At 66.8% G+C, this 23,205-nt stretch carries 22 protein-coding genes; 11 read left to right on the forward strand and 11 right to left on the reverse strand.

Going from position 1 to position 23,205, the window contains the following annotated elements; translation table 11 throughout:
* Nucleotides 1–136: 136 nt before the first annotated feature.
* From NX773_RS09960 to NX773_RS09980, 5 genes are all read right to left on the reverse strand, one after another.
* Entirely contained in the window at nucleotides 137–1,435 is a 1,299-nt protein-coding gene (locus NX773_RS09960) for a tetratricopeptide repeat protein (protein WP_258856179.1), read from the reverse strand.
* A gap of 154 nt (nucleotides 1,436–1,589) precedes the next feature.
* On the reverse strand, nucleotides 1,590–3,086 hold the full coding sequence (nagZ, locus tag NX773_RS09965) for a beta-N-acetylhexosaminidase (protein WP_258856180.1): 1,497 nt from the start codon (nucleotides 3,084–3,086) through the stop codon (nucleotides 1,590–1,592).
* A gap of 5 nt (nucleotides 3,087–3,091) precedes the next feature.
* Nucleotides 3,092–4,102, reverse strand: coding sequence for an SIS domain-containing protein (locus NX773_RS09970; RefSeq protein ID WP_258856724.1), 1,011 nt, complete (start codon nucleotides 4,100–4,102; stop codon nucleotides 3,092–3,094).
* Nucleotides 4,095–5,195 carry an N-acetylglucosamine-6-phosphate deacetylase gene (nagA, locus tag NX773_RS09975; RefSeq protein ID WP_258856181.1) on the reverse strand — a complete coding sequence of 367 codons (1,101 nt, stop codon included), beginning with the start codon at nucleotides 5,193–5,195 and terminating at the stop codon, nucleotides 4,095–4,097. The genes NX773_RS09970 and nagA overlap by 8 nt, the downstream gene beginning before the upstream one ends.
* Nucleotides 5,192–6,070, reverse strand: a complete 879-nt coding sequence (locus tag NX773_RS09980; protein WP_258856182.1) for a glucosamine kinase nucleotide-binding domain-containing protein — start codon at nucleotides 6,068–6,070, stop codon at nucleotides 5,192–5,194. Before NX773_RS09980 ends, nagA begins: the two co-directional genes overlap by 4 nt.
* A 344-nt stretch (nucleotides 6,071–6,414) precedes the next feature.
* Here NX773_RS09980 and NX773_RS09985 point away from each other — a divergent pair, with 344 nt between their 5' ends.
* Nucleotides 6,415–7,116, forward strand: a complete 702-nt coding sequence (locus tag NX773_RS09985; RefSeq protein ID WP_258856183.1) for a YjjG family noncanonical pyrimidine nucleotidase — start codon at nucleotides 6,415–6,417, stop codon at nucleotides 7,114–7,116.
* 116 nt (nucleotides 7,117–7,232) lie between these two features.
* A complete protein-coding gene (locus NX773_RS09990) occupies nucleotides 7,233–9,386 on the forward strand; it encodes a PEP-CTERM sorting domain-containing protein (protein WP_258856184.1) in 2,154 nt (717 codons plus the stop codon).
* A gap of 3 nt (nucleotides 9,387–9,389) precedes the next feature.
* Here NX773_RS09990 and NX773_RS09995 read toward each other — a convergent pair whose 3' ends face one another.
* Together NX773_RS09995 and NX773_RS10000 are read right to left on the reverse strand one after the other, a co-directional pair.
* Nucleotides 9,390–11,336 (reverse strand): CocE/NonD family hydrolase, encoded by a 1,947-nt coding sequence (locus NX773_RS09995; RefSeq protein ID WP_258856185.1) that lies wholly within the window; start codon nucleotides 11,334–11,336, stop codon nucleotides 9,390–9,392.
* Nucleotides 11,337–11,431: 95 nt separating this feature from the next.
* A complete protein-coding gene (locus NX773_RS10000; RefSeq protein WP_258856186.1) occupies nucleotides 11,432–12,787 on the reverse strand; it encodes a GIN domain-containing protein in 1,356 nt (451 codons plus the stop codon).
* A 170-nt stretch (nucleotides 12,788–12,957) separates the two neighbouring features.
* On the opposite strand from NX773_RS10000, the gene NX773_RS10005 reads away from it, so the two are divergent.
* The 8 genes from NX773_RS10005 (at nucleotide 12,958) to bufB (ending at nucleotide 19,264) form a co-directional block, all read left to right on the forward strand.
* Nucleotides 12,958–13,803, forward strand: coding sequence for a metal-dependent hydrolase (locus tag NX773_RS10005; RefSeq protein ID WP_258856187.1), 846 nt, complete (start codon nucleotides 12,958–12,960; stop codon nucleotides 13,801–13,803).
* Between the two features lie 38 nt (nucleotides 13,804–13,841).
* Nucleotides 13,842–14,027, forward strand: a complete 186-nt coding sequence (locus NX773_RS10010) for a hypothetical protein (protein ID WP_258856188.1) — start codon at nucleotides 13,842–13,844, stop codon at nucleotides 14,025–14,027.
* A gap of 89 nt (nucleotides 14,028–14,116) precedes the next feature.
* Complete coding sequence (locus tag NX773_RS10015) at nucleotides 14,117–15,724, forward strand: ExeA family protein (protein ID WP_258856189.1); 1,608 nt, start codon at nucleotides 14,117–14,119, stop codon at nucleotides 15,722–15,724.
* Between the two features lies 1 nt (nucleotide 15,725).
* Nucleotides 15,726–16,421 (forward strand): general secretion pathway protein GspB, encoded by a 696-nt coding sequence (locus NX773_RS10020; RefSeq protein WP_258856190.1) that lies wholly within the window; start codon nucleotides 15,726–15,728, stop codon nucleotides 16,419–16,421.
* On the forward strand, nucleotides 16,408–16,935 hold the full coding sequence (mobB, locus tag NX773_RS10025; protein ID WP_258856191.1) for a molybdopterin-guanine dinucleotide biosynthesis protein B: 528 nt from the start codon (nucleotides 16,408–16,410) through the stop codon (nucleotides 16,933–16,935). The genes NX773_RS10020 and mobB overlap by 14 nt, the downstream gene beginning before the upstream one ends.
* A 53-nt stretch (nucleotides 16,936–16,988) precedes the next feature.
* Nucleotides 16,989–17,189 (forward strand): YjfB family protein, encoded by a 201-nt coding sequence (locus NX773_RS10030; RefSeq protein WP_258856192.1) that lies wholly within the window; start codon nucleotides 16,989–16,991, stop codon nucleotides 17,187–17,189.
* Nucleotides 17,190–17,306: 117 nt separating this feature from the next.
* Nucleotides 17,307–17,570, forward strand: coding sequence for a BufA1 family periplasmic bufferin-type metallophore (locus NX773_RS10035; RefSeq protein ID WP_258856193.1), 264 nt, complete (start codon nucleotides 17,307–17,309; stop codon nucleotides 17,568–17,570).
* 8 nt (nucleotides 17,571–17,578) lie between these two features.
* Nucleotides 17,579–19,264 carry an MNIO family bufferin maturase gene (gene bufB / locus NX773_RS10040; RefSeq protein ID WP_258856194.1) on the forward strand — a complete coding sequence of 562 codons (1,686 nt, stop codon included), beginning with the start codon at nucleotides 17,579–17,581 and terminating at the stop codon, nucleotides 19,262–19,264.
* A gap of 35 nt (nucleotides 19,265–19,299) precedes the next feature.
* Here bufB and NX773_RS10045 read toward each other — a convergent pair whose 3' ends face one another.
* The 3 genes from NX773_RS10045 to fumC form a co-directional block, all read right to left on the reverse strand.
* Nucleotides 19,300–19,593 (reverse strand): DUF883 domain-containing protein, encoded by a 294-nt coding sequence (locus NX773_RS10045; RefSeq protein WP_258856195.1) that lies wholly within the window; start codon nucleotides 19,591–19,593, stop codon nucleotides 19,300–19,302.
* A 102-nt stretch (nucleotides 19,594–19,695) separates the two neighbouring features.
* Complete coding sequence (locus NX773_RS10050) at nucleotides 19,696–19,908, reverse strand: RNA-binding S4 domain-containing protein (protein WP_258856196.1); 213 nt, start codon at nucleotides 19,906–19,908, stop codon at nucleotides 19,696–19,698.
* A gap of 58 nt (nucleotides 19,909–19,966) precedes the next feature.
* Nucleotides 19,967–21,361 (reverse strand): class II fumarate hydratase, encoded by a 1,395-nt coding sequence (gene fumC, locus NX773_RS10055; protein ID WP_258856197.1) that lies wholly within the window; start codon nucleotides 21,359–21,361, stop codon nucleotides 19,967–19,969.
* A 91-nt stretch (nucleotides 21,362–21,452) separates the two neighbouring features.
* Between fumC and NX773_RS10060 the strand changes: the two genes are divergently transcribed.
* Nucleotides 21,453–22,490, forward strand: a complete 1,038-nt coding sequence (locus tag NX773_RS10060) for a FimV/HubP-related protein (RefSeq protein ID WP_258856198.1) — start codon at nucleotides 21,453–21,455, stop codon at nucleotides 22,488–22,490.
* 432 nt (nucleotides 22,491–22,922) lie between these two features.
* Here NX773_RS10060 and NX773_RS10065 read toward each other — a convergent pair whose 3' ends face one another.
* The gene (locus NX773_RS10065; RefSeq protein WP_258856199.1) at nucleotides 22,923–23,204 is read right to left on the reverse strand and encodes a flagellar protein FliT; all 282 of its coding nucleotides are present in this window, start codon (nucleotides 23,202–23,204) and stop codon (nucleotides 22,923–22,925) included.
* Nucleotide 23,205: the final 1 nt, after the last annotated feature.

The raw sequence follows: 23,205 nt of genomic DNA on the forward strand, positions 1-23,205 counted from the left end.
GGCAGGTCTTCCTGCCCACGCGTTCAAGGCACGCTCGCTTTGCCAGAACGCGTGGGCGGGAGACCCGCCCACCCTACGAAACCCCATAAAAAAATCCCGCATCGCTGCGGGATTTTTTCATTGATGCCGGTAGTGCTTACTTGGCCGCAGCCGCCGTCGCCGGCGTCGGGTGGTTCGCCAACACGATCCAGTAGCGCGCCAGGTCCGACAGGCCGCCGCCGGCCTTCACGTCCTGGAAGGTCTTGATCGCTTCGTCCTTGTGGCCGGCGCGCAGCTGGGCGATACCCAGGCGCAGCTTGGCCTCGTCCGGCTGCTTCAGGCCGCCCTTGGCGATGCCCTGCTGGATGAAGCCGATGCCCTTGTCGAACTGGTCCATCGTCACATATGCCCAACCCAGGTTGACCAGGCCAGCGCCGTTCTTCGACTTGGCTGCCGAAGCCTCGCCGGTGGCGATATTCTTGGCGTCGTCGGCCGCGCCCTTGGTCGCCTTGTCGCGCAGCTGGCGGTGCTTGGCCGCGTCCGCGCCAGTGCCCAGCGCGCCGTTGGCAAAGCCGGCGTCCAGCACCTTCTTCGCTTCGGTCGGGAAGCCGGCCAGCAGCAGCAGCTGGGCAAAGTCGGCGTAATGCTCGGCCGGCATCTTCTGCTGGGCCGAGTATTCAAGGCGGTACACGTTCACGTCGTTCGCGTTGCCGTCGTAGCCCGGCTTGCGGTACACGCCGCGGTTGAGCGCGTCGGCCCACAGCTCGTCGCTCGGGTAGTAGGCGATCATCTTGTCGATCGTGGCCAGATAGGTGGCGTCATCCTTGGTCTTGTTGGCCGAGGACGCGAGCAGTCGCAGGTCCTCTTCGCCCGGCACCTTGCCGGCCTTCTCGGCGTCGGCGATCACCGGCAGCAGGCCGGCCTTGGCCGCGGCGTAGTCGCCGGACAGGTACTCGGCGCGGATCAGCGGGCCGCGCACCTTGGCCGGGTCGCTGCCTTCCTTCTCGTAGCGCTTGAAGACCTCAGCGGCCTTCGGGTAGTTCTTGTTGTTGTAGTACTGGTTGCCGAGCGCCAGCAGGAAGGTGTCCTTTTCCTGCGGAGTGACGAACTCGGAATTGAGCAGCGTGGTCAGCATCGGGGCCACGTCGGCGCCCGAGGTGGCGGCCAGCGACAGCTTCATGCGGTCGATGGCGTAGTGTTCGTACGGCGTCAGGTTCGGCACCGCCTCGGCTTGGTTGAGCCGGTTCTGGACTTCCGTGAAGTTCTTGGCGTCCATCAAAGCCTTGAGCTGGGCGCCGTCGATCAGCTTGAACACCTCCGGACGCACGGTCGGGCCTTTTTGCTCGGCGGCCGGTTTGTCTTCTTTCTTTTGCGCGATGGCATTGTTCATCAGGGCCGGCGCTGCGCCGAGGGCGGCCAGCATCAGGACGAGACGGGCAAGACGAAATTGGGACATGGAGAATCCTTCAATCAATAGCAAAAAAATGAGCGATGCACATTTTTGTCGGCTCAAAGCAACATTGCCTTTTCGGACAAACCGGCATTGTCCCACAAACTACATCGATGGGTCTGGCAATTGTGCCGCAGAGTCTGCCAGACCCGGCGCGTCGTTACATTGAGTTACTGCTAAAACCCGGCACCGGGCACACGCCTTGCGCCTCGATCTGACCGGCCAGCCAGGCGTTCACCGCCTCCAGCGCGGGCGGGGCGAAACCGTAGGTCATCAGGGCCGGAGCCTCGAAGTCGAGCGCCTGATAGGGGTTCCACAGCGCCAGGTGCAGGTCCGGGCGCCAGGTGGCGCGCGCGTTGGGACCGTAGCGGCGGCGCGAGGTCGAGGCCAGGATCGTGAAGCGGCCGTCCTGCGGCAGCGCGTTCCAGTCGAAGCACTCGGCGTCGGCAAAGGTCACCAGCTCCACCTCGTACAGCTTGCCCAGCATTGCGGCGATGGTGGCGGCCGGCACGCCGGCCTCGGACACGCCGTCGCTCACCACGTCCTGGCGCGCCACCAGGCGCACCTTGCTGCCGGGGGCCGGGCGCGTGGGGCTACGCAGCGCGCTCAAGCCCGCCTTCCATGCCCGCGCCATCAGCGCACGGTCCTGCTGTTCGGTCGCGTACTCGCTCTGGCAGCATGGATGCGCTTGCACCAGCGCGGACAGGCGCGCAAGGCGTGCCTTGACCTCGTCCATCGGCAGCACGCCGTCGCGGATCGCGGCGGCGATCGCGTCGATGGTCTCCTGCTGCGTTTCGCGGCTGCCGATCGCCATCACCATGTCGGCGCCGGCCACCAGCGCATTCACCGCTGCCTGGCCCGCGCTGTAGCGGTGGGCAATCGCGTGCATGTCCATGCCGTCGGTGATGACGACGCCGCGGTAGCTCCACTGCTCGCGCAAGATGCCGGTCAGGATACGGCGCGACATCGTGGCCGGGTTGTCCGGGTCGAGCGAGGGGTACACGATATGCGCGGTCATCATCGCCGGCGCGCTGGCCGCAGCCATGCGGAACGGCGCGAACTCGAAGCGTTCCAGCTCTGCGAGCGGCTTGTCCACCAGCGGCAGGTCGCGGTGCGAATCGACGTGGGTGTCGCCGTGGCCGGGGAAGTGCTTGACGCAGCAGGCCACGCCCTCGGACTCGCTGCCCGCCATCCAGGCCAGCGCCAGTTCGGTCGCGCGCAGCGGGTCGGCGCCGAACGAGCGCTCGGCGATGACCGGGTTCTGCGGGTTGTTGTTCAGGTCCAGCACCGGCGCGAAATTCCAGTTGAATCCCAGCGAACGCACCGCGCGCGCCACCGCCGCGCCCACGTCGCGCGCCAGGTGCGGATCGTTCGCGGCGCCCAGCGCCATCGCCGACGGCGGCGCTGGCACCCAGGTCGAGCGCACCACCGCGCCGCCTTCCTGGTCGAGCGCGATCAGCGACTCGCGGCCCATCACGTCGCGCAGCGCGCCGGTGAAGCGCTTGAGCTGCGTGGCGTCGGTCATGTTCTGGCGGAACAGGCACACGCCGCGTACGCTGTGCTCGGCCAGGAAGGCGGCGGTGTCGGCGTCGAGCTCGGTGCCGAACAGCCGCACCATGATCAGCTGGCCGGCGAGCTGGTGGAGGTTCTCGTTCATCGGTCTTAGTTCGTCTTGGTGACTTTCGACAGGTGGCGCGGACGGTCCGGGTCCATGCCGCGCGCCTTGGACAGATGCGCCGCCATCACATAGAACGACTGGATCGCGGCGATCGGGTCCAGGTCAGGGGTGGCCGCCACCGGGATCGTCAGGTCGCGCTCGGCCACGTCTTCGGGCGCAGCCAGCAGCACGCGCGCGCCGCGGCCGCGCATTTCGCTCGCCAGCTGCACCAGGCCGGCCTGGGCCGGGCCGCGCGTTGCGAAGATCAGGAGCGGGTAGCCTTCCTCGATCAGCGCCATCGGGCCGTGCTTGATCTCGGCGCCGGAGAACGCCTCCGCCTGCAGGGCCGAGGTCTCCTTGAACTTGAGCGCGGACTCCAGCGCCACCGGGAAGCTGATGCCGCGGCCGACCACCATGATGTTGCGGGCCGGCGCCAGCACGTCGATCGCGGCCGACCAGTCGGCACGCGCGGCGGTAGCCAGCACCTCGGGCAGGGCGGCGATGCCGTCCTTCAGTTCCGGGTCGTTCTGCCATTCGGCGACCAGGCGGGCACCTGCCACCAGGCTGGTGATGAAGCTCTTGGTCGCGGCCACGCTCTGTTCTTTGCCGGCGTGCAGCGGCATGGTCCACTCGGCCGATTCGGCCAGCGGCGAGGCGGTGTCATTGACCAGCGCAACCGTGGTGGCGCCGCCGTCGCGGAAGTAGCGGATCGGCTCGACCACGTCCGGGCTCTGGCCCGACTGCGAGATGGCCACGGCCAGCGTGTCGCGCGTGACGAGCGGCGACTTGTACAGCGTGATGAGCGACATCGGCAGCGAGGTCACCAGGCGCCCCATGCGCGCCATGATCAGGTAGGCGAGGTAGGCCGATGCATGGTCCGAGCTGCCGCGCGCGACGGTGACGGCGCTGTGGAAATTGGTGGACCTCAGCTTGCGGCCCAGTTCCGCGTAGCGTTCGGCGTCGTTCGACAGTTGGAAAGCGACGCATTCTGCCGCGGACACGGCTTCTTTAAGCATCAGCGAGGTCACACACTTCTCCTTCGATATAAACGGCTTTGATGTTCAGGTCCCGGTCCAGGACCACGAGGTCGGCGAAGCAGCCCGGCGCCAGGCGCCCGCGCTGGGTTTCGCCAAGATAGTCGGCGGCGTTGGTGGAGACGCGCCGCGAGGCTTCCGCCAGCGGCAGGCCGATCGAGACCAGGTTGCGCAGCGCCTGGTCCATGGTGAGCGTGCTGCCGGCCAGCGTGCCGTCGGCCAGGCGCACGCCGCCCATGCACTTGTGGACCACCTGGCGGCCCAGCATGTATTCGCCATCGGGCATGCCGGCGGCGGCAGTGGAGTCGGTGACGCAGAACAGCTGCGGGATCGCGCGCAGCGCCACCTTGATCGCGCCCGGATGCACGTGCAGCAGGTCGGGAATGATCTCGGCGTACTGCGCATGCGCGAGCGCCGCGCCGACCATGCCCGGGTCGCGGTGGTGCAGGCCCGGCATTGCGTTGAACAGGTGGGTAAAGCCCGCCGCGCCATGTTCCAGCGCCTTGACGCCATCCTCGTAGGTGCCGGTGGTGTGGCCGATCTGCACCCGGATGCCGGCGTCGGCGAGCTGGCGCACCAGCTCCAGGTGGCCGTCCATTTCGGGCGCCACGGTGATGAGCTTCATCGGCGCCTGCTGGCCGAAACGCTGCACTTCGGCCAGCGTGGCCTCGCGCGCATAGGCCGGCTGCGCGCCCAGCTTGCCGGGGTTGATGTACGGGCCTTCCAGGTGCACGCCGAGGATGCGCGCCTCGTTTTTGCCACGCACGCCGCAGGCCTTGCCGATCGCGCCAAGCGCGGCGGTGATGTCTTCCACCGGGGCGGTCATGGTGGTGGCGAGCAGGCTGGTGGTGCCGTGCTTTGCGTGCAGCGCCGCGATCACGTGCGGCGCGTCGCCGCCTTCCATCATGTCGCGCCCGGCGCCACCGTGCACGTGCAGGTCGATAAAGCCGGGCAGGATGTAGTCTTCGCGGTTCGCTTCCGGATTGATCGACTCGCCTTCGATCGACAGGATGCGCGCGCCGAATTCGATGTCGCCGACGATCCAGCCGTTCGGGGTGAGGATGTTGCCCTTCATTGGTGTGCCTTTTTCAAATGCTGTTCGATCATGCGCAGCGCGCCCTTGGCCGAGTCGCCTTGCGCAGCCACCACGCGAGCCAGCAGCGCCTGCGGCAGGTAAGGGCGCAGCGGTTCGCCCAGGCCGCCGCACAGCGCCACCGGCAGCTGACCGGACGGGTCGAGCGCAGCGGCCATCAGCGCCACTTCGCGTCCCGCGTCTTCGAGGATGGTCTTGGCCACCGGGTCCGATTCGCCGTGCGCCATCACGATGCGCGCCAGCCCCGCGTAAGTGGTCTGCGTGGCCTGGCCAAGCCAGACCTGGATCGCGGCGCGGTTGCCGCCGCAGGCGTCGATCACGGCGTCGGCAAAGCGACTGCCTGGCTTGCGGCCGTCGAGCACCTGCTGGATATGGTTCATGGCGCGCAGGCCCATCCAGCCGCCGCTGGCTTCGTCACCGGCCGGGAAGCCCCAGCCGCCGACTTCGCGCTGGCTGCCGTCCGGGAGCAGGGCTTCGCCCACGCTGCCGGTGCCAATGGCCACGATCACGCCCGGGCGGCCGGCGTGCGCGCCGATCAGCGTGGTGACGCCATCGTTGTCGAGCGCGAGCGCCGCGTAGCCGGGATTGGCCGCCGCGAATTGCGCCGCCCATTCCTTGTTGTGGACCCCGGCCAGTCCAAGCCCGATGGCGCAGCGCTCCAGCGGGGCGGGGAGCACGCCGATCGCGGCGAACGCGGTGCGCACCGCGTCATTGACTGCGGCCCAGGCCTTGCCGATGCCGTGCGCCAGGCCCGAAGGGCCGCTCGTGGACTGCGCCAGTTCCGCGCCGTCGGCGCGCGCGAGCCGCACACGCGTGCCGGTGCCGCCGCCATCGACGCCGATGAGATAGTCGATCATGAGAGTGATTGAGTGCCGGGGAGGTCAGGGCACTATAGGGAGGGCATAGTGTGTTGTCAACAGGTATTTAACTGGTATGCACTTATGGGGTGGTGGCATGGGCCGATAGCTGGCGGTTATGAGTGTAAGTCATTGAAAATAAAGTAGATTCGCTGGTATTGAGCTGGTATTGCTGAGTGAGTGATTCTGCGCTGTTGTAATCTGCCACCGCACCTGCGCGTCGTCCCGGCGAGAGCCGGGACCGATGCGCAGTGTGCTGCTGAAGACCATGTCGCCTTATCGCGAAGTCAGCATGGGTCCCGGCGTCCGCCGGGACGACAGTACGTCGGTGGTATCATGCACGGATGAAACACAAGCTTTTTCTCTTTGACCTGGACGACACGCTCCTCGATTTCCGGGCGTCCGAGAAACTCTCTTTTGCCAGGACGGTGCAGGAGCTGGGTGTCCGTGACGGCATCGACCATCTGTTCGCGGACTACCAGAAGATCAATGTCGAACTGTGGAGGCGCTTCGAACGCGGCGAGGTGACCAAAGACTTCCTGAAGGTGGAGCGGTTTCGCAGCACCTTCCTCGCCAATCGTCTCGACCTCGACCCCGAGGCGGCGAGCACGCTTTATCTCGAGTCCCTGTCCGAAACGGTGGTGCTGATCGACGGCGCAAAGAACGTGTGCGAGACACTGGCCGCGATCGGCGAGGTGGGCATCATCACCAACGGCGTGGCCAACATCCAGGGCCGCCGCATTGCCAGCTCCGGGCTGGGCAATCACATCTCGTTCATCTCCACCTCGGAAGCATGCGGCTTCGCCAAGCCGGACGTCCGCTTTTTCGAATACACGGTGAAAATGGCGCGCGCCTTTGCCAAGGAAGAGACGATCATCATCGGCGACCGCCTGGACGCGGACATCCAGGGCGCCAATCGGTTCGGGATCGACAGCTGCTGGTTCAACCCGGGACGCCTTGCGAACGACAGCGAGGCCGTCCCGGACTACGAGGTCGGCAGCCTGCACGAGATCGTGCCTGCGCTTAAGGCCCTGCCGGTTGCCTGATCGCCCCGCGCCGCCGGCGCAGGAGTCCTGACTGCCGTGTTTGGTTGAGCCCGCGCAGGATCGGGCCGCCCGGCTTGCCTCATTCTCTACTCAATGTATCAACAGTGGAGATGGCAATGAGCTCGAAGAAATCTTTGCTGGCAGCACTCGTTGCATCGCTGATGTGCTGTCCGCTCGCGGCGACCGCCGATCCGATTTACAACATGCTGTTCGTGCCGGACGGCTTTGACGCCACCCGCATGAACAACGCCGGCAACGTCGTCGGCACTTTCAACGACGCGGCGGCGATCTGGACCGGCACGTCGGTGATCAGCTTCAGTGCCACGCTTCCGAACAGTGTTGGATACGCCATCAACAACCATAACGACATCGGCGGGAGCCTGGGGAACGGCAACGCGTTTTCGTACGTCAATGGGGTGGTGCACGACATTGGCGCACTGGGCGGATGGTACTCCAGCTACGTGCGGGGCCTGAACGACAGCGGCGTTGCGATCGGCGTCCAGTTCCCGCAAATCGGCGAAGGGTGGCGCGGCTTCGTGTACAACAACGGCAGCATCACGGAGATGGGCACCTTCGGCGGCGACTGGAGCTGGCTCAACGACGTCAACAATGCCGGGGTCGCGGTCGGAACCGCATCTCTGCCGGGGCCGGCGTTCCGTAACCCGGAGCGCGCGGTCGTGTACCGGAACGGTGCGATGCAGAACCTCGGCACCCTCGGCACCGGCGACTTCAGCGAAGCCTGGGCCATCAACGATGCCGGGCAGATCGTCGGCTGGTCCACTACCTCGCCCGACGAGAGCGCCACAATCCCGCATCCTTTCCTCTACCAGAACGGGGTGATGTCCGATCTCGGTTCCCTGGGTGGCTACTGGGGCCACGCCTGGGACATCAATAGTGCCGGCGTGATCGTCGGCGACTCCGACATCCTCACCACCGAGGGCTTCGGCTCGCACGCCTTCATCTATCTGGATGGCAAAATGGTGGACCTGAACACGCTGGTCGACAGGTCCAGCGGCTGGGAGATGGTGTCGGCCAACGATGTCAACGACGCGCAGCAGATCCTGGGCACCGCGTGCCGGCTGGGCACCTGCGTCAAGGTGCGGCTCGACCTCATTTCGCCGATCCCGGAACCGTCCACCTGGGCCATGCTGCTGGCCGGGCTGGCGCTGGCAGGCCTGGCCCGGCGCGTGCGCGCGCGCCGCTTGTTCGGACCGCTCTTGCTGTTGTCCGGGCTGGCGCCGCTGGCGGCCAGCGCCGACCCGCTCTACACGATCACCGTCATCCCCATTGACGGCGACATCATGGGCATCAACAACGCCGGCCAGATCGTCGGCGGATACCGCGGCCGCGGCTTCATCTGGGACAACGGTCAGATAACAGAGCTGCCGACACTGGGCGGCCCGTGGAGCCGGGCTACCGGCATCAACGACAATGGCGTGGTCATCGGCGACTCAGCCTCGGGCGACGTCACGCGCGGCTTCGTGTACGAGAACGGGAACATCCGTTCGGTCGGCGCGCTCACGTATTGGGGCAGCAGCTACGCCAAGGACATCAACTCGTCCGGACAGGTCGTCGGCAGGTCGGAGGACCCCGACGGCCCGACCGAAGCGTTCCTTTACTCGAACGGGCACATCACCAGCGTGGGCAACCTGTACGGGTTCGGCGCCGCCGCCTACGGGATCAACGATCACGGGGCGATCGTGGGCGGCGCGTGGCGGGACGTGAACCAGCCGACTGCTGCATTCCTGTACCAGAACGGAACCACGATCGATCTCGGCAGCCTGGGCGGCCAGGGCAGCTGGGCCTATGCCATCAACAATGCCGGCCAGGTCGTGGGCGACAGTACCGTCGGCGGCGCGACACTGGTCAGCCACGCCTTTCTCTTCAGCGACGGGGTAATGCACGACATCGGTCCGGCCGGTGTCGATAGCCACGCGGTGGGAATCAATAACTACGGCGACGTCATCGGCTGGTACCAGGCACAGATCGGCCTGTTTGGGCGCGGCTTCCTGTACACCCAAGGCGAGGTGGTGGACCTGACGGCGGCGCTGGAGCTGCCTTTCAACTACGCGCTCGTCGAGGTCAACGGCATCAACGACAAAGGACAGATCATCGGCGAGATCTGCAGCACGGACGGCTTCTTCTGCGAGAACGCGTTGCTGACGCCCGTCGCGGCCGTGCCCGAACCGCAGGCCAGCGCATTGCTGCTGGCCGGGCTGTTCGCGATCGGCCTGCGCCGCCGGCGTGCGCGCGCGCCGGCGCCGACGTGACGCTTACTGCGCCGCCGTCACCACCGGCAGCTCGACAAAGCTGCTGTGGTAGACGCGCTGCGTGGCCTTCCTGAAGTCCGCCGGCTTGGCCCAGAAGATGTTGGGCACGAAGGTCTGCGGGTTGCGGTCGTACAGCGGGAACCAGCTCGACTGCACCTGCACCATGATGCGGTGGCCCGGCAGGAACACGTGGTTGGCGGTGGGCAGGCCGAAGCGGTAGGCGAGCGGCTTGTTCGGGGCAAGCGCGTGCGGCACCTCCAGGCTCTCCCGATAGCGGCCGCGGAAGATGTCGCCCGAGACCATCAGCTGGTAGCCGCCCATGGCCGGCTGGCTGCCCACCTGGTCAGGGTACACGTCGATCAGCTTGACCACCCAGTCCGAGTCGGTCCCGCTGGTCGAGGCGATCAGGTTCGCCACCGGCTCGCCGCTGATCTTGACCGGCGCGGTCAGCACGTCCGAGGTGAAGGTCAGCACGTCGGTGCGGCCCGAGGCCTCGCGCTGGTCGTCCACCAGCCAGCGCGGCCAGCTTTGGCCCTTGGCTTCGTCGTAGCCATACGGCGGGATCGGCCGCTGGCGGAACGGCACCGGCTTGGCCGGGTCCGAGATGTATTCGTCATAGCCCTTGTCGTTGGCCGGCGCGCCCAGCAGCGCCTTCTGGCTGGCGGCCAGGCGTAGCGCCACCGGCTTGATCGCGCAGCCGCTGTTGCAGCCGGCCGGCCACGCATTGAGGCTGCGCCATTTGTTGGTGCCGGTCTCGAATGCCGACACGGTCGGGATCGGCGCGGCCGAGGTGTCGTCCTTCAGGTAGCGGTCCAGGAACGGGCGCAGGATCTCCTGGCGGAAGTGCAGGGCGGTGTCGGAACCGAACTTGAGCGCGCCCAGGCTGCTGCCGTCGCCGATGCCGCCGCCGTGGTTCCACGGGCCCAGCACCAGGTGTACCTTGCCATCCTTGTCGTTCGGCTTGATAGCCTTGTACACCGCGACCGCGCCATAGATGTCTTCCGCGTCCCACAGGCTGTGCACCAGCAGCGTGGGCACGGTCACCGGCTGCTTTGCCAGGATCTTGTCCATGGCCTGCTGCTGCCAGAAGCTGTCGTACGAGGGATGCGCGAGGATCTTGCGCCAGAAGCCGCTCTGCTCGACGCCGCGCTCGCGTCCAAGCTCGCCGGCGGTGCCGGCGCGCATGTACATGTCGTAGTCGTCGTAATTCGAAGTAAACCATTTAGCCTCATTCTTGCGCGAGACCACCTGCTCCATCACGTACGACAGGTTGATCTGGCGGAAGGCGCCGTTGTGGAACCAGTCGTCACCCTTCCAGCCATCGACCATTGGGTTCATCGGCACCGCGACCTTGAGCGCCGGGTGCGGGTTCACCAGCGCCATCAGCGGTAGGAAGCCATCGTACGAAATGCCGATGATGCCGACCTTGCCGTTGGCCTCGGGGAGGTTTTTGGTGAGCCATTCGATGGTGTCCCAGGTGTCGGTCGAATGGTCTACCGGCGTGGGGTTGAGCGCGCCTTGCAGCGGGCGGTTCATCACATAGTCGCCTTCCGAACCGTACTTGCCGCGCACGTCCTGCACCACGCGGATGTAGCCGCCTTCGACGATCACGTCGGCCGCGTTGTCATAGCCCTGCAGGATCGAGCCCAGGTCGTTGCTCTCCGCATGGCTGGTCAGCGACGACGCGTCGTAGGGCGTGCGGGTCAGCAGGATCGGCGCGTTCTTCGCCCCCTTGGGCATGATGATGACGGTGTTGAGCCTGACGCCGTCGCGCATCGGGATCATCACGCTGCGCTTGACGTAGTTGAAGCTCGCCGTCGGCGCCGCGAATGCGGCCGGTGTTTCGGTGGGCAGTTGCGGATACAGCGGCTTGTCGGCCTGCGCGTGCGCGAGACCGGCAAACGCAAGCGCGCCGGCGAGCGGCGCGAGGCGGGCGATGGTTGACTTCATTGGCGTCCTTGGTTTTATAGGCGGCTATGTACATACAGCGCGTCGCGGCGCTCGCGAAAGCGCCGCGTTACATTAGCACAGGACGCCGCCGCCACTCACTGCGGCAGGTGGTGCGTGCCCTCGCGATCGACCACCAGGATCGAGCCGCGCTGGCGGTTGGCCTGTTGGGCAGCTTGCTGCGTCAGGTTGACCGTCGCGCTACCCGGGCCGCGCACGTGGATGTCGGTGTGCGCCGCCGTCAGGGCGCGGCCCTCGAGGCTGCCCGAGCCGGTCAGCTCGGCGCTGACCGTGTCCACGGTGCCGCTGATGCTGGCGTCGCCCGGCCCGTCGATTTTCAGCAGCAGGCGCTTGCCGGCCATGTTGGCGGCCAGGTTGCCGGAGCCGCGCAGCTGAGCGTCCAGTGTGTCGGTGATGGTGGCCAGCGCGACCTCGCCCGGGCCGCGGCTCGCTACCTGCGCCTTGGCCACCTGCAGCGAACCGGCCTTCAGGTCGCCCGAACCGCTCATTTGCGCGACCAGCTCGGTGGTGGCGCCGGCCAACGTCACGTTGCCCGGGCCGGTCATGCGTACCCGCGTCGATTGGGCCTGCAGGCCGCGCGCGGTCAGGTCGCCCGAGCCGTGCACCTCGGCGTCGAACTGTTTGATGGCGCCGGACACGCACGCGCTGCCCGGGCCGCCCTGCAGCGTGCGCACCGCCTGTACCGCCAGGCTGCAGGCTTCCAGGTCGCCGGAGCCGGTCACCTCGGCGCGCAGCTCGCGCGCGCTGCCCGCCAGGTTGACGTTGCCCGGGCCGCTCATCTGCAGCTGCAGGCGGGCCAGGTGCAGTCCATCGGCCTTCAGGTCGCCCGAGCCGGTGACGCTGGCGTTCATATCGTTGGCCACGCCCGACAGGCGCACGTTGCCCGGACCGGACATGGCCAGGCTCAGGTTGGCCGCGGCCAGCTGGCGCAGGTCGGCGTCGCCGCTGCCGCCGCTCTTGACGGCCAGGTCGCGCACCGCGCCCGACGCGCGCAGGTCGCCAGGGCCGTCCACTTCCAGTGCGACCTTCTCGCCGGAGAGCTGGTCCACCTCGACGTCGCCGCTGCCGCCCATCGACAGCCGTTTCAAGCCTTGCGCGCCGATCGTGACCTGGACCGGGTCGCGCTGCCTGCCCCAACTGAAGTGAAAGCCCGTCACGTGCGAGCGCGGGCGCACCACCAGCGTGTCGCCGCGGGTGATGACCTCGACCTCGTCGAGCTCCTTGCGCTCGCCCGACAGCTCCAGCGCGTTCTTGCCCTGTGCATGGACCACGACGTGGAAGGGGCCGGACAGTTCCAGCGCGGTGAAGGCGCCAACGGCGCGCTGTTCGGTGACGACGCCGGCGCGTTGGGTCTGGGCCTGGCTGGCCTGGCTGGCGATGGCGCCGACGGCCACGGCGGCGGCCAGCGCGGTGAGTTTGAGAGCTGTCTTCATTGGTCTTGTTATCAGGTGGCGGCGCGGTGCCGGGAGCCTGCACAATAGACCGCCTGCCGCCGGCCTGCACGGCCAAAACGACAGACCGCCGAAAATCGAGGATCAACTGCGCAAGCCGGGGGTTGAAGTGTGCTCTTGCACTTGCCCGCGCCGCGTGTATATTCATCTGTATGTCCTCGCTCACCGTCCGCAAGCTCGACGTCGACCTGTCCCGCGGTTTCAGCCGCCGCTGGCTGGCGGACGACGCCTATCGCACGCAGTTCTTCAATGCGTTGTCGATGACCTTTCCCATCGGCGAGCAGATGTTCATCGACAGCTTGCGCGCGGTGCCGCCGGCCAGGCTGTCCGACCCGGCCCTGGCGGCCGAGGTCAGGGATTTCGTGGGGCAGGAGGCGAGCCACCGCTTTGCTCACATCCAGTACAACGCGCAGTTGGCGCAGCAGGGCTTCGGCTTCACGCTGGAAAAGGCGATCGCGCGGCGGGTGCGGCGCATTGCAAAGCTGGACGTGCGCAGCCGCGTGGCCATCACCTGCGCGCTGGAGCACTACACGGCGGTGCTGGCCGATGGCGTGCTGCGCCACCCCGAGTGGCTGGAAGGGGCCGACCCGGCGCTGCACCTGGTGTGGACCTGGCACGCGGTCGAGGAGACCGAGCACAAGGCCGTCGCGTTCGACGTGTACCGCGCGGCGGGTGGCGGTTACGTTCGGCGCGTGCTTTGGTTCGTGCACGCCAGCCTGGTGTTCTGGTTCGACGTGTTCCTGCAGACCGCGTTCAATCTGAAGCACGATGGCGCGCTGTGGCAGCCGCGCACCTGGGCCAGCGCCGCGCGCATGTGGTTCGGGCGGCGCGGCGTGGCCTGGCATTTGTTCCTGCCATGCCTGCACTACCTGCGGCCGTCGTTTCATCCTTGGCAACATGACAATCGCGCACTGGCGGCGATGTGGCTGGCGAGCAACATCTCGGCTTACCGCGCCGTCGGCCGTGCGGCGCCGGCGCCGGGCGCTGGCAGCGCTTGATTCCGAAATGTCATAATAGTTGCATGGAGGAATAAGAAGTGATTCGATACATGGGCACCCGCAAGAATGCCGAAGGTGTGACCGTTTATGTTTTCGTGGTCAACGGCATGCAGAAGGAAGTGCGGGAAAACGCACTCAAGCAGCACCCTGGCTGTTACGACGCGTTGCCGGCGTCCACCAAGGCGCAGATTGCGTCCAACCGCAACTGGCTGTCCAAGCTGTAGGCCCGGCCGCAGCCGCACTGTTGCGCACGCCGGAACCCGATCCAAAATATACTTCGCGAGGTTGCAACGCCGCCGGCGACCGGTTCGACATGTACAACAACTATTTCAGCCTGAAGCAAGCCCCGTTCTCGATCGCGCCCGACCCGCGCTACCTGTTCATGAGCGAGCGCCACCGTGAGGCGCTCGCCCACCTGCTGTACGGGATCGACAGCGGCGGCGGCTTTGTCCTGCTCACCGGCGAGATCGGCGCCGGCAAGACCACCGTCTGCCGCTGCTTCATCGAGCAGGTGCCGGGCAACTGCCGCCTGGCCTACATCTTCAATCCGCGCCTGACCGTGGAAGAGCTGCTGCTGACGGTATGCGACGAGTTCGGCATTGCGCTGCCGCCGCGCGGGGCCGGCGCCACGGGCGCCAAGCTGTATGTGGACGCGATCAACCAGTACCTGCTGGACGCGCACGCCAGGGGCCTGAACAACGTGCTGGTGATCGACGAGGCGCAGAACCTGTCGGCCGACGTGCTCGAGCAGCTGCGCCTGCTGACCAACCTGGAAACCAGCGAGCGCAAGCTCCTGCAGATCATCCTGATCGGACAGCCCGAGCTGCGCCAGATGGTCGAGCGTCCCGAGCTGGAGCAGCTGGCCCAGCGCGTGATCGCGCGCTACCACCTCGGGCCGCTGTCCGAGTCCGAAACCGGGGCCTATGTCGCGCACCGGCTGGCGGTGGCAGGCGTGACCGGGCCGACGCCGATTCCGGTCTCGCTCGCGCCGCTGATCCACCGGCTCGCGCACGGCGTGCCGCGCCGGATCAACCTGCTGTGCGACCGCGGGCTGCTCGGCGCCTACGTTGAGAACAGCCGCGAGGTGACGCGGCCGATCCTGCGCCGCGCCGCGCACGAGGTGTTCGGCAGCGAGCAGCTGGACGCGCGCCGGCGCCGCTGGCCGGTGTTCGCCGGCGGCGTCCTGATGGCCGTTGCCATCAGCGCCACCGCCGCCTGGCAGCTGCTGCCGCGCCAGCAGGCCGCGCCAGCCATCGCCAAGGTCACGCCGGTATCCTCGGCGCTTGCCTCACCGGCGCCGGCCAGGACAGACACCGCGCCCGCCAAGCCGGTGGCCCACGCCAGCCAGGGCGCCGCGCTGCGCGAGCTGGCCGCGCTGTGGGGCCAGCCGCTACCCGAAGGCGAACCATGCCAGGCGGCGCTCAAGCTCAACCTGCGCTGCCACCAGGGCCGGGGAGGGCTGTATGAACTGCGCCTGCTGGACCGGCCTGCGATCGTGACACTGCATGACGGCGCCCATGTCGGTTACGCGGTCCTGACCCGCATGGACGACGCCACCGCCACCTTGTCCGCCAACGGCAAGCGCCAGACCGTGGGCCTGGCCACGCTCGCGCCCCTGTTCGACGGCGAGTACACCACCTTCTGGAAGATGCCGCGCGCTTTCCGCGACCAGGTTGGCATTGGCGACCAGGGACCGGACGTGGACTGGATCGCCGAACGCCTGGCGCAGCTCAACAAGATCGACGTGCCGCTGGTGGACCGGCCGCTGGGCAAGCGCATGCAGGGGCTGCTGCGCGACTTCCAGGCCAAACAGAACCTGAAGGCGGACGGCGTGGCCGGGCCGCGCACCTACATGCGCCTGAACCAGCTGTCGGGCGTGGAAGAGCCGCGCCTGCTCTCGCTTAACCGGACCGGGAAATAAGATGTCCTATATCCTCGAAGCGCTCAAGAAGGCGCAGGCCGAACGCCAGCTGGGCAGCGCGCCGACCATCCATGCGCCGGCCGCGCACGGCGCGCCACAGGCAGCGGAGCGCCGCAAGCCGCTCGTGATCGGCGCCGCCGCAGGCATGCTGCTGGTGGCGGGCGCGATACTGGCCTGGCGCCAGCACGCTGCCACTCCCGCGCCGGCCGTGGTGGCGCAAGCTGCCGCACCTGCCGTGGTTCCCGGTCCGGCGCCTGGCCGTGATGCCGCCGTGGCGCAGCATGCCCCGGCTGCGGCAACGCCCGCCCCGGCGGTCGCGCTCGTGGGCGCGCCGGATGCGCCGCCTGCCGCAACAAAGCCGGCAAGGCCGCCTGCGCCCGAACCGGCACGCAAGGCGCCCGAGCCGCGGCCCGCCGCAACGCCGGTGCCGACGGAGGTGGCCAAACCTGCCGTGGTGGCGGCTGACGATGGCCTGCCGACCCTGAACGGCCTGCCGGACGCGGTGCGGCGCGACGTGCCAAAGGTGGCATTTGGCGGCTACATGTATTCGCCCAACCCGGCCGACCGCCTGGTCCTGGTGGACAAGACGCTGCGCCACGAAGGCGAGGAGGTCGCGCCCGGGCTGATGCTGGAAAAGCTGCTGCCGAAGGGGGCGGTGCTGAACTTCAGAGGGTACCGCTATCGTGTCCCGTTCTGATCGCGGCCGCGTGCTGGGCATCTGCGGCTGGTCCGGCAGCGGCAAGACCACGCTGGTGGAGTACCTGGTCGGGGAACTTACCGCCAATGGGCTGAAGGTCAACGCCGTCAAGCACAGCCACCACGACGTGGTGCTCGAGCCGCCGCACACCGACAGCGCGCGCCTGCGCCGGGCCGGGGCGGGCGAGGTGATGCTGGTTTCGCCTTACCGCATTGCGATCGCCCGCGAACTGCGCGCACAAGCCGAGCCGTCGCTGGGTGAGCTGCTGTCCCGGCTGTCCCCGGCCGACCTGACCCTGGTCGAGGGCTACAAATGGGAGCCGATGCCGAAGCTTGAAGTGCACCGTCCTTCCCTCGGCCGGCCCGCGCTGTACCTGGACGACCCGCACATCGTGGCGGTGGCGTCGGATGCGCAGCGTCCCGCCGACGCTCCCGCAAGGCTGGCATGGCTGGACCTGAACGACCGGGAAGCGGTCCTGGGCTGGCTCAACAGTTGGTTAACAAAAAATTCCTAAAGTTCTTCAAAAAACTGCCGTCAACGGAGGATCAGCCTCTTCAGGAGAAGAACATGGACATCAGCGGCATCGCCAGCGGCGCGACCAGCATCGCCGAAACGGGTACGAAGCAGGAAGTGGACATCGCCGTGCTCAAGCGCGCGCAGGAGATCGAAAGCTCGACCGCGACCCAGTTGCTCGACGCCATCAAGTCGACGCCGACCGTCCAGAATCTGCCTGAACATCTTGGCAAGAATGTGAATACGACCGCCTGAGCGGTTCGCATTTTTGGCAACGCAACCCGGCACCTCGCCTGAGGTCCCGGGTTGCTTTCGTTTTGGGGACAGGTACAATCGCCAGCGTCGCGTCCGCACACAATCACAGGAGAAAACATGAACAAACGCCACGCCATGATCGCCGCCGCCCTCGCGAGCGCCTGCGCCGCCAACGCCGCGCTGGCCGCCCAGGATACGATGGCAGCGAAAGGCGAGCAGGAAAAGTGCTATGGCGTCGCCAAGGCCGGCCAGAACGACTGCGGTACCGCCACCCACGGCTGCGCGGGTCAGGCCAGGGTCGATAACGACGCCAAGGAATGGAAGTACGTCGCCAAGGGCACGTGCGAAAAGGTCGGCGGCAAGCTGACCGACACCAAGTAAGGAACGCCGTGGCGGCGGGACAGCGGCCTGCGCTGGGAATCGGCGTTGGCCTGCGCGTTCCGCACTACCGCCGCTTCCTGGACGAGCGGCCACAGGTTGGCTGGCTCGAGGTCCATACTGAAAACTACCTGTCCCGCTCCGGATGGGACTGGCACGTGCTGCAGGATCTGCGGCGCGACTATCCGTTCAGCCTGCATGGCGTCGGGCTCGGACTGGGCTCGGCGCGGGGCTTTCCCGAACATCACCTGCAGCGCGTACGCGAGCTGGTCGAGCGCATCGAACCGGCGCTCGTGTCCGAGCACCTGAGCTGGGGCGCGCTGCACGACCGCCAGCTCAACGATCTGCTGCCGGTCACGCTCGACGACGCGGCGCTCGATCTCGTGTCTGCGCGCGTCTCCCGCATGCAGGACGTGCTGCGCCGGCAGGTGCTGGTCGAAAACGTCTCGGCCTACCTGCGCTTTAACGGCGACATCATGAGCGAGGCCGAGTTCCTTGCAGAGCTGGTGCGCCGCACCGGCTGCGGTGTCCTGCTGGACGTCAACAACCTCTACGTGAACGAATGCAATCACGGCGAAGACGCGCTGGCCGCCATTGCCGCGCTGTCACCTGGGATGGTGGGCGAAATCCACCTGGCGGGCCACCTGCCGACCGAGCACGCCGTCATCGACCACCACGGCGCCGCGATTGCCGAACCGGTGTGGAAGCTGTATCGCGCGGCGCTTGCGCGTTTTGGCCGTGTGCCGACGCTCATCGAGTGGGATACCGACATTCCAGAGCTGGAGGTGTTGTTGGCCGAGGCGGCGAAAGCACAAACGATCGCGGGTGAATTTCCTGCGCCGCCTGAACTCGTCGTCCGCGCGAAGGCGGGGACCCATGCTGGGCTGGCAGATAAGCGGCTTCACCAGACCCAGCAGCATTTCGGCGAAGCGCTCTTCGATGCTGACCAGTCAACGCCCGCCGTCGCACTCGTCAAGTCGCATGCCGCGATGGAACGCCTCGCCATCTACCGCGGCAACCTCACCGCCAACTGGGAAAAATCGCTGGGCGCAGCCTTCCCGGTCGTGCGGCAACTGGTGGGGGAGGAATTCTTCACCGGTCTTGCCCGCGCCTACGGCAAAGCATTCCCGTCGCAGGACCCGGACCTGAACTTGTTCGGCGCGCACTTCGCGCCATTTCTCGCCGGTTTCGCGCCGGTGGATCGGTATCCGTACCTGCCCGGCATGGCGCGCCTCGAATGGTTGCTGCACCGCTCGTACTACGCGCCGGACGCGCCGGTACTGGACCCGGCCCAACTCGCCGCACTGGCGCCTGAGGATGTGGAAGCGGTGCGTTTTACGCTGCATCCTGCGGCGGCGCTCGATCACTGCGACTGGGCGACGGCGGCGCTGTGGCTTGCCCATCAGCCGGATGGTCCGCCGTTTCCGGAGCGGATGCGGGAGGACAGTTATGCGTTGATCGTGCGCCCGCGCTGGCAACCGCAACTGGTGCCGCTCACGGCATCTGCTTTTGCTGCCGTGACGGCGCTTGCAGAGGGAAAGACGTTCGGCGAGGCGTTGGACGCGGCGTTTGCGATCGACGAGGAATTCGACGTTGCAGCGCACCTGGGGCAGTGGCTGCGGTTAGGGGTGTTTTCGGCGGAACAGGGCGGGCGGAAGTGCCCACGCGCGCAAGCGTGCGAGGCCAATGAGCGTTAGCATGGGCACATCCGCCCGTCCTGAGAGCAGGTCAGTCAATGCAGGTCCTGGAAAGCGCGCAGGATGCGTGCCTCGCCGGTTCGGTCGTTGAAGCGTGCGTTTGCCTCGCGCGTGGCGTCGATCATGCGCGCCAGCTGGGCGTCCTCGAAGCGCGCCAGCTCCTCGTTGGCGGCGTCCAGTGCCATGGCCAGCTTGGCCCGCGCGTTCTGGTACAGCACGCTGGTGTACTGATCGGTGTTTTTCAGCAGCTCTTCCGCGTTTTCGATGACGGCCCTTAAGTCGCCGATCAGCCGTTCCTGCGTATGGGAATTGTTGTCCGGGGTTTCCATCGCGCTCACCTTAAGCCGGTTGATCACACTTAAAATATAAACAAGGGAGCCCTGGCGCATTTGTCTCGGCGCAAACGTGCGCCGCACAGGCTGGCAGCCTGTTTATTGGACGCGGATTCGCATGTCGCCCACGGTGACCACCTGGCCGGCGCGGATCTTCGCGGTCTTGCGCAGCTCCTGCTTGCCATCGACTGACACCACGCCGCTATCGACCATGTGCTTGCCGGCGCCGCCGCTATCGACCAGCCCGGCGATCTTGAGCAACTGGTTGAGTTCGATGAATTCCGATGTCAATTCGATAACTGTCTGTTCCATTCTATCCCCGGTAAAAAATGTGCGGCGTACGGTTGAGGCGGCATTCCGCGCCAAGCCCTTACACCGGATGCGGCCGTGTCATTTCGATCGGCACGATCCATTCGTTGAACTGCTGCTCGGTCACGTGACCGGACTGCAGTGCCGCCTCGCGCAAGGTGATGCCCTCGTGCTGCGCGGCCTTTGCGATCTGAGCCGCGCGATCATAACCGATATGCGGGGCCAGCGCGGTCACCAGCATCAGCGAGCGTTCCATCAGCTCGCCGATGCGGGCGCGGTTCGGCTCGATGCCGCGCGCACAATGCTCCTCGAACGAGCGCATGCCGTCGGCCAGCAGCCGGCAGCTCTGCAAAAAATTGTGCGCAATCATCGGCTTGAACACGTTCAGCTCGAAATTGCCCTGTGAGCCGCCGATGGTGATCGCCACATCGTTGCCGAACACCTGGCAGCACAGCATCGTCAGCGCCTCGGCCTGGGTCGGGTTGACCTTGCCCGGCATGATCGAGCTGCCCGGCTCGTTTTCGGGAATCGTGATCTCGCCCAGGCCCGAGCGCGGGCCAGACGCCATCCAGCGCACGTCGTTGGCGATCTTCATGAGCGCGGTGCCCAGCGTCTTGAGCGCGCCATGCGCCGAGACGATCGCATCGTGCGCAGCCAGCGCCGCGAACTTGTTGGGCGCGCTCTTGAACGACAGCCCGGTGCGCGATCCGATCTCGGCCGCAATGCGCGGCGCAAACTCGGGGTGTGCGTTCAGCCCGGTGCCGACTGCGGTGCCGCCGGCGGCCAGCAGCAGCAGGCCGGGCAGGGTGGTGCGGATCGCGTGCTCGGCAAACTCCAGCTGGGCGACGTAGCCCGAAAATTCCTGCCCGAGCGTGAGCGGCGTCGCGTCCTGCAGGTGGGTGCGGCCGATCTTGACGATGCCGGCAAAGTCGCGTGCCTTTACCTCCAGCGTGCCGCGCAGCCGTGCCAGCGCCGGCAGCACCTGCTGCGACACGGCGGTGGCGGCCGCCACGTGCATGGCCGTCGGGAACATGTCGTTGGACGACTGGCCCATGTTCACATGATCGTTGGGGTGCAGCAGCCGCGCCTCGCCGCGCTGCCCGCCCAGGATCTCGGAGGCGCGGTTGGCCAGCACCTCGTTCATGTTCATGTTGCTCTGTGTGCCCGAGCCCGTCTGCCACACGGACAGCGGAAACTCGTCCGCGTGCTGACCTTCGAGCACCTCGTCAGCGGCTTTCATAATGGCGTCGGCCTTGTCGCGCTCCAGCTTGCCGAGCGAGCGGTTGACGGCCGCGGCCGCCCGCTTGACTTGCGCCAGCGCGGCAACCAGCTCTGGCGCCATCCGCTCGGTGGATATGTGGAAATGGTGCAGCGAGCGCTGCGTCTGCGCGCCCCACAGGTGATCCGCGGGGACTTCGATAGGCCCAAAGCTGTCTTTTTCGGTCCGGGTTTCCATCACGCCATCCTGTCAATTGTGCAATCGGACTAAAGAGTTTACTCCAGCGCCCGTTAATTACGCTTAGGACACAAATTGACCACACTTTTTCATGGCCCGCCGCCTCTTTCGACACACTGCCAGCTTCATCTTTGCCTGCGCCGCCGCGCAGGCAAGTGCTGTTGAGCTTGGCGAGGCGAAAGTGAACTCGTACATCGGCCAGCAGTTGGTCGCCGATATCGAGTTGACCTCGCTCCAGGACCAGGCCGCCAGTGTGCAGGCGCGCCTGGCCAGCCGCGACGTGTACCAGGGCGCGGGGATCGACATGCCCGCTGTGCTGTCATCGCTGAACATGAATGTGATGCGGCGCGACGGCAAGCAGTTCCTGCACCTGACGTCGCTCAAGCCGGTCGAGGGCGAGCACCTGCACGTGTACCTGGAGCTGACTGAAGGCGGCCAGAAGACAGTACGGCTGGCAACCTTGTGGTTCACTCCCGATCCAACGCCCCCGGTGCCGGTGACGGCTCCGGTGCCGCTGCCGGCCGTCAGCAGGGAGCCGGCGCCGCCGCCGCTGGCCTGGCCAAAGCCGAAACCGGCCCGTCCACAAGCCGTCCCGTTGCCCAGGCCCCGGCCCCAGCCTGAAGCAGCCTGCCGGCGCGGGCCATCCAAGGCCGAAGCCGTGTGCGCGGCGCTCGACGGCAAGAACGCCGAGCTGCAGGCCAAGCTGCTCATGCTGGAAGGCCGTGTACGCGCGCTGCAGGCCGAAGCGCAGGCGGCTCCCGAACCGGCTAAGCAGCCAGCGCCGCCGACGCAGAAGGAGGCCGCTGCGGGCCACGACAGCGCGTCCGGCGCAACGGATCAGCCGGCTGAGCAGCATGCCGAGCCCAAGGTGGCCAAGCCTGCAGAGGCAGCGACGCCGGCCGTTAAGCCAGCGGTCAGCAAGCCAGCAGCCGACAAGCCGGCGCCGCCCGAGCCAGGCATGCCCTGGGCTTGGATCGCGGGGTTGGGCGCGGCCGTGTTTGCGCTGGTCGGTGGCTGGCAGCTGTGGCGAAGCAGGCGCAAGGGCGCAAAGGCAAAGCCGGCCAAGCGCGTCGAACCTTCCGACACCAAGCCGCAAGAGGCGGAGGCGAGCGAAGAGGCGGCCGGATAACGACGGTACAAAAATTTACCCCACGGTCAAAATTTTTGGTTATACTGGCGCCGTGGTTGTATATACCACAGCAAAAAACGGCTCAGGATCTGGCGCAGCCACCACCGATAGCGTGGCGCGGAAAACAGATGATCGTTGAGGAAACGCCTGAGTCCGGAAGCGGTTTGCTAGCCAACAGTGGCGGCAAACGCCGGATGCAACCGGCACGAGGCGACGCCAGGAGATACCTGGTGCTCGCTCTCCCGAATTCCCGCAAAGCGCCCGTGTGGCGCTTTTTTGTTGCCCGACGAGCCGCGTGCCCGCGCGTTCAACCGGGGTGCAGTGGTTGCGCCGAGTGGCCAGTCTGGGTTGAACGCGTGGGCGGGAGACCCGCCCACCCTACAAAATCAAAAAGCGCCTCGCGGGCGCTTTTTCGTTGGAGAAGGGCAAGGCTCAGTGCGCGCACATGGCCGCGTCCAGGCGATTCATCCATGGCTCGGTGACGGCTCGGATGGCGCGGTCGTTGGCGAGAATCTGCTTGATCAGCTCGACCTTGCGGCTGCGCTGAGCGCCTTGCAGCGCCGGCATGCCGGACGAAGCGGCCGCGCGTTCGATCAGGCAGCGTGTTTCCAGTTGACTCAGGCGCTCCCAGTCGCCGGCCTGCGCCGCCATTGCCATCCCGCTTGTCAGGCCGGCAATTTTTTCGTACATCGAAAGCACTTCGTTGGAGGTCATG

The organism is Massilia solisilvae (assembly GCF_024753215.1).
Taxonomy (GTDB): Bacteria; Pseudomonadota; Gammaproteobacteria; order Burkholderiales; family Burkholderiaceae_D; genus Telluria; species Telluria solisilvae.

Excerpts from the sequence above, each read along its gene's own strand:
- NX773_RS09960 (WP_258856179.1), bottom strand. The coding sequence starts at position 1,435 with ATGTCCCAATTTCGTCTTGCCCGTCTCGTCCTGATGCTGGCCGCCCTC.
- nagZ (WP_258856180.1), bottom strand. The coding sequence starts at position 3,086 with ATGAACGAGAACCTCCACCAGCTCGCCGGCCAGCTGATCATGGTGCGG.
- NX773_RS09970 (WP_258856724.1), bottom strand. The coding sequence starts at position 4,102 with ATGCTTAAAGAAGCCGTGTCCGCGGCAGAATGCGTCGCTTTCCAACTG.
- nagA (WP_258856181.1), bottom strand. The coding sequence starts at position 5,195 with ATGAAGGGCAACATCCTCACCCCGAACGGCTGGATCGTCGGCGACATC.
- NX773_RS09980 (WP_258856182.1), bottom strand. The coding sequence starts at position 6,070 with ATGATCGACTATCTCATCGGCGTCGATGGCGGCGGCACCGGCACGCGT.
- NX773_RS09985 (WP_258856183.1), top strand. The coding sequence starts at position 6,415 with ATGAAACACAAGCTTTTTCTCTTTGACCTGGACGACACGCTCCTCGAT.
- NX773_RS09990 (WP_258856184.1), top strand. The coding sequence starts at position 7,233 with ATGAGCTCGAAGAAATCTTTGCTGGCAGCACTCGTTGCATCGCTGATG.
- NX773_RS09995 (WP_258856185.1), bottom strand. The coding sequence starts at position 11,336 with ATGAAGTCAACCATCGCCCGCCTCGCGCCGCTCGCCGGCGCGCTTGCG.
- NX773_RS10000 (WP_258856186.1), bottom strand. The coding sequence starts at position 12,787 with ATGAAGACAGCTCTCAAACTCACCGCGCTGGCCGCCGCCGTGGCCGTC.
- NX773_RS10005 (WP_258856187.1), top strand. The coding sequence starts at position 12,958 with ATGTCCTCGCTCACCGTCCGCAAGCTCGACGTCGACCTGTCCCGCGGT.
- NX773_RS10015 (WP_258856189.1), top strand. The coding sequence starts at position 14,117 with ATGTACAACAACTATTTCAGCCTGAAGCAAGCCCCGTTCTCGATCGCG.
- NX773_RS10020 (WP_258856190.1), top strand. The coding sequence starts at position 15,726 with ATGTCCTATATCCTCGAAGCGCTCAAGAAGGCGCAGGCCGAACGCCAG.
- NX773_RS10030 (WP_258856192.1), top strand. The coding sequence starts at position 16,989 with ATGGACATCAGCGGCATCGCCAGCGGCGCGACCAGCATCGCCGAAACG.
- NX773_RS10035 (WP_258856193.1), top strand. The coding sequence starts at position 17,307 with ATGAACAAACGCCACGCCATGATCGCCGCCGCCCTCGCGAGCGCCTGC.
- NX773_RS10045 (WP_258856195.1), bottom strand. The coding sequence starts at position 19,593 with ATGGAAACCCCGGACAACAATTCCCATACGCAGGAACGGCTGATCGGC.
- NX773_RS10050 (WP_258856196.1), bottom strand. The coding sequence starts at position 19,908 with ATGGAACAGACAGTTATCGAATTGACATCGGAATTCATCGAACTCAAC.
- fumC (WP_258856197.1), bottom strand. The coding sequence starts at position 21,361 with ATGGAAACCCGGACCGAAAAAGACAGCTTTGGGCCTATCGAAGTCCCC.
- NX773_RS10060 (WP_258856198.1), top strand. The coding sequence starts at position 21,453 with ATGGCCCGCCGCCTCTTTCGACACACTGCCAGCTTCATCTTTGCCTGC.
- NX773_RS10065 (WP_258856199.1), bottom strand. The coding sequence starts at position 23,204 with ATGACCTCCAACGAAGTGCTTTCGATGTACGAAAAAATTGCCGGCCTG.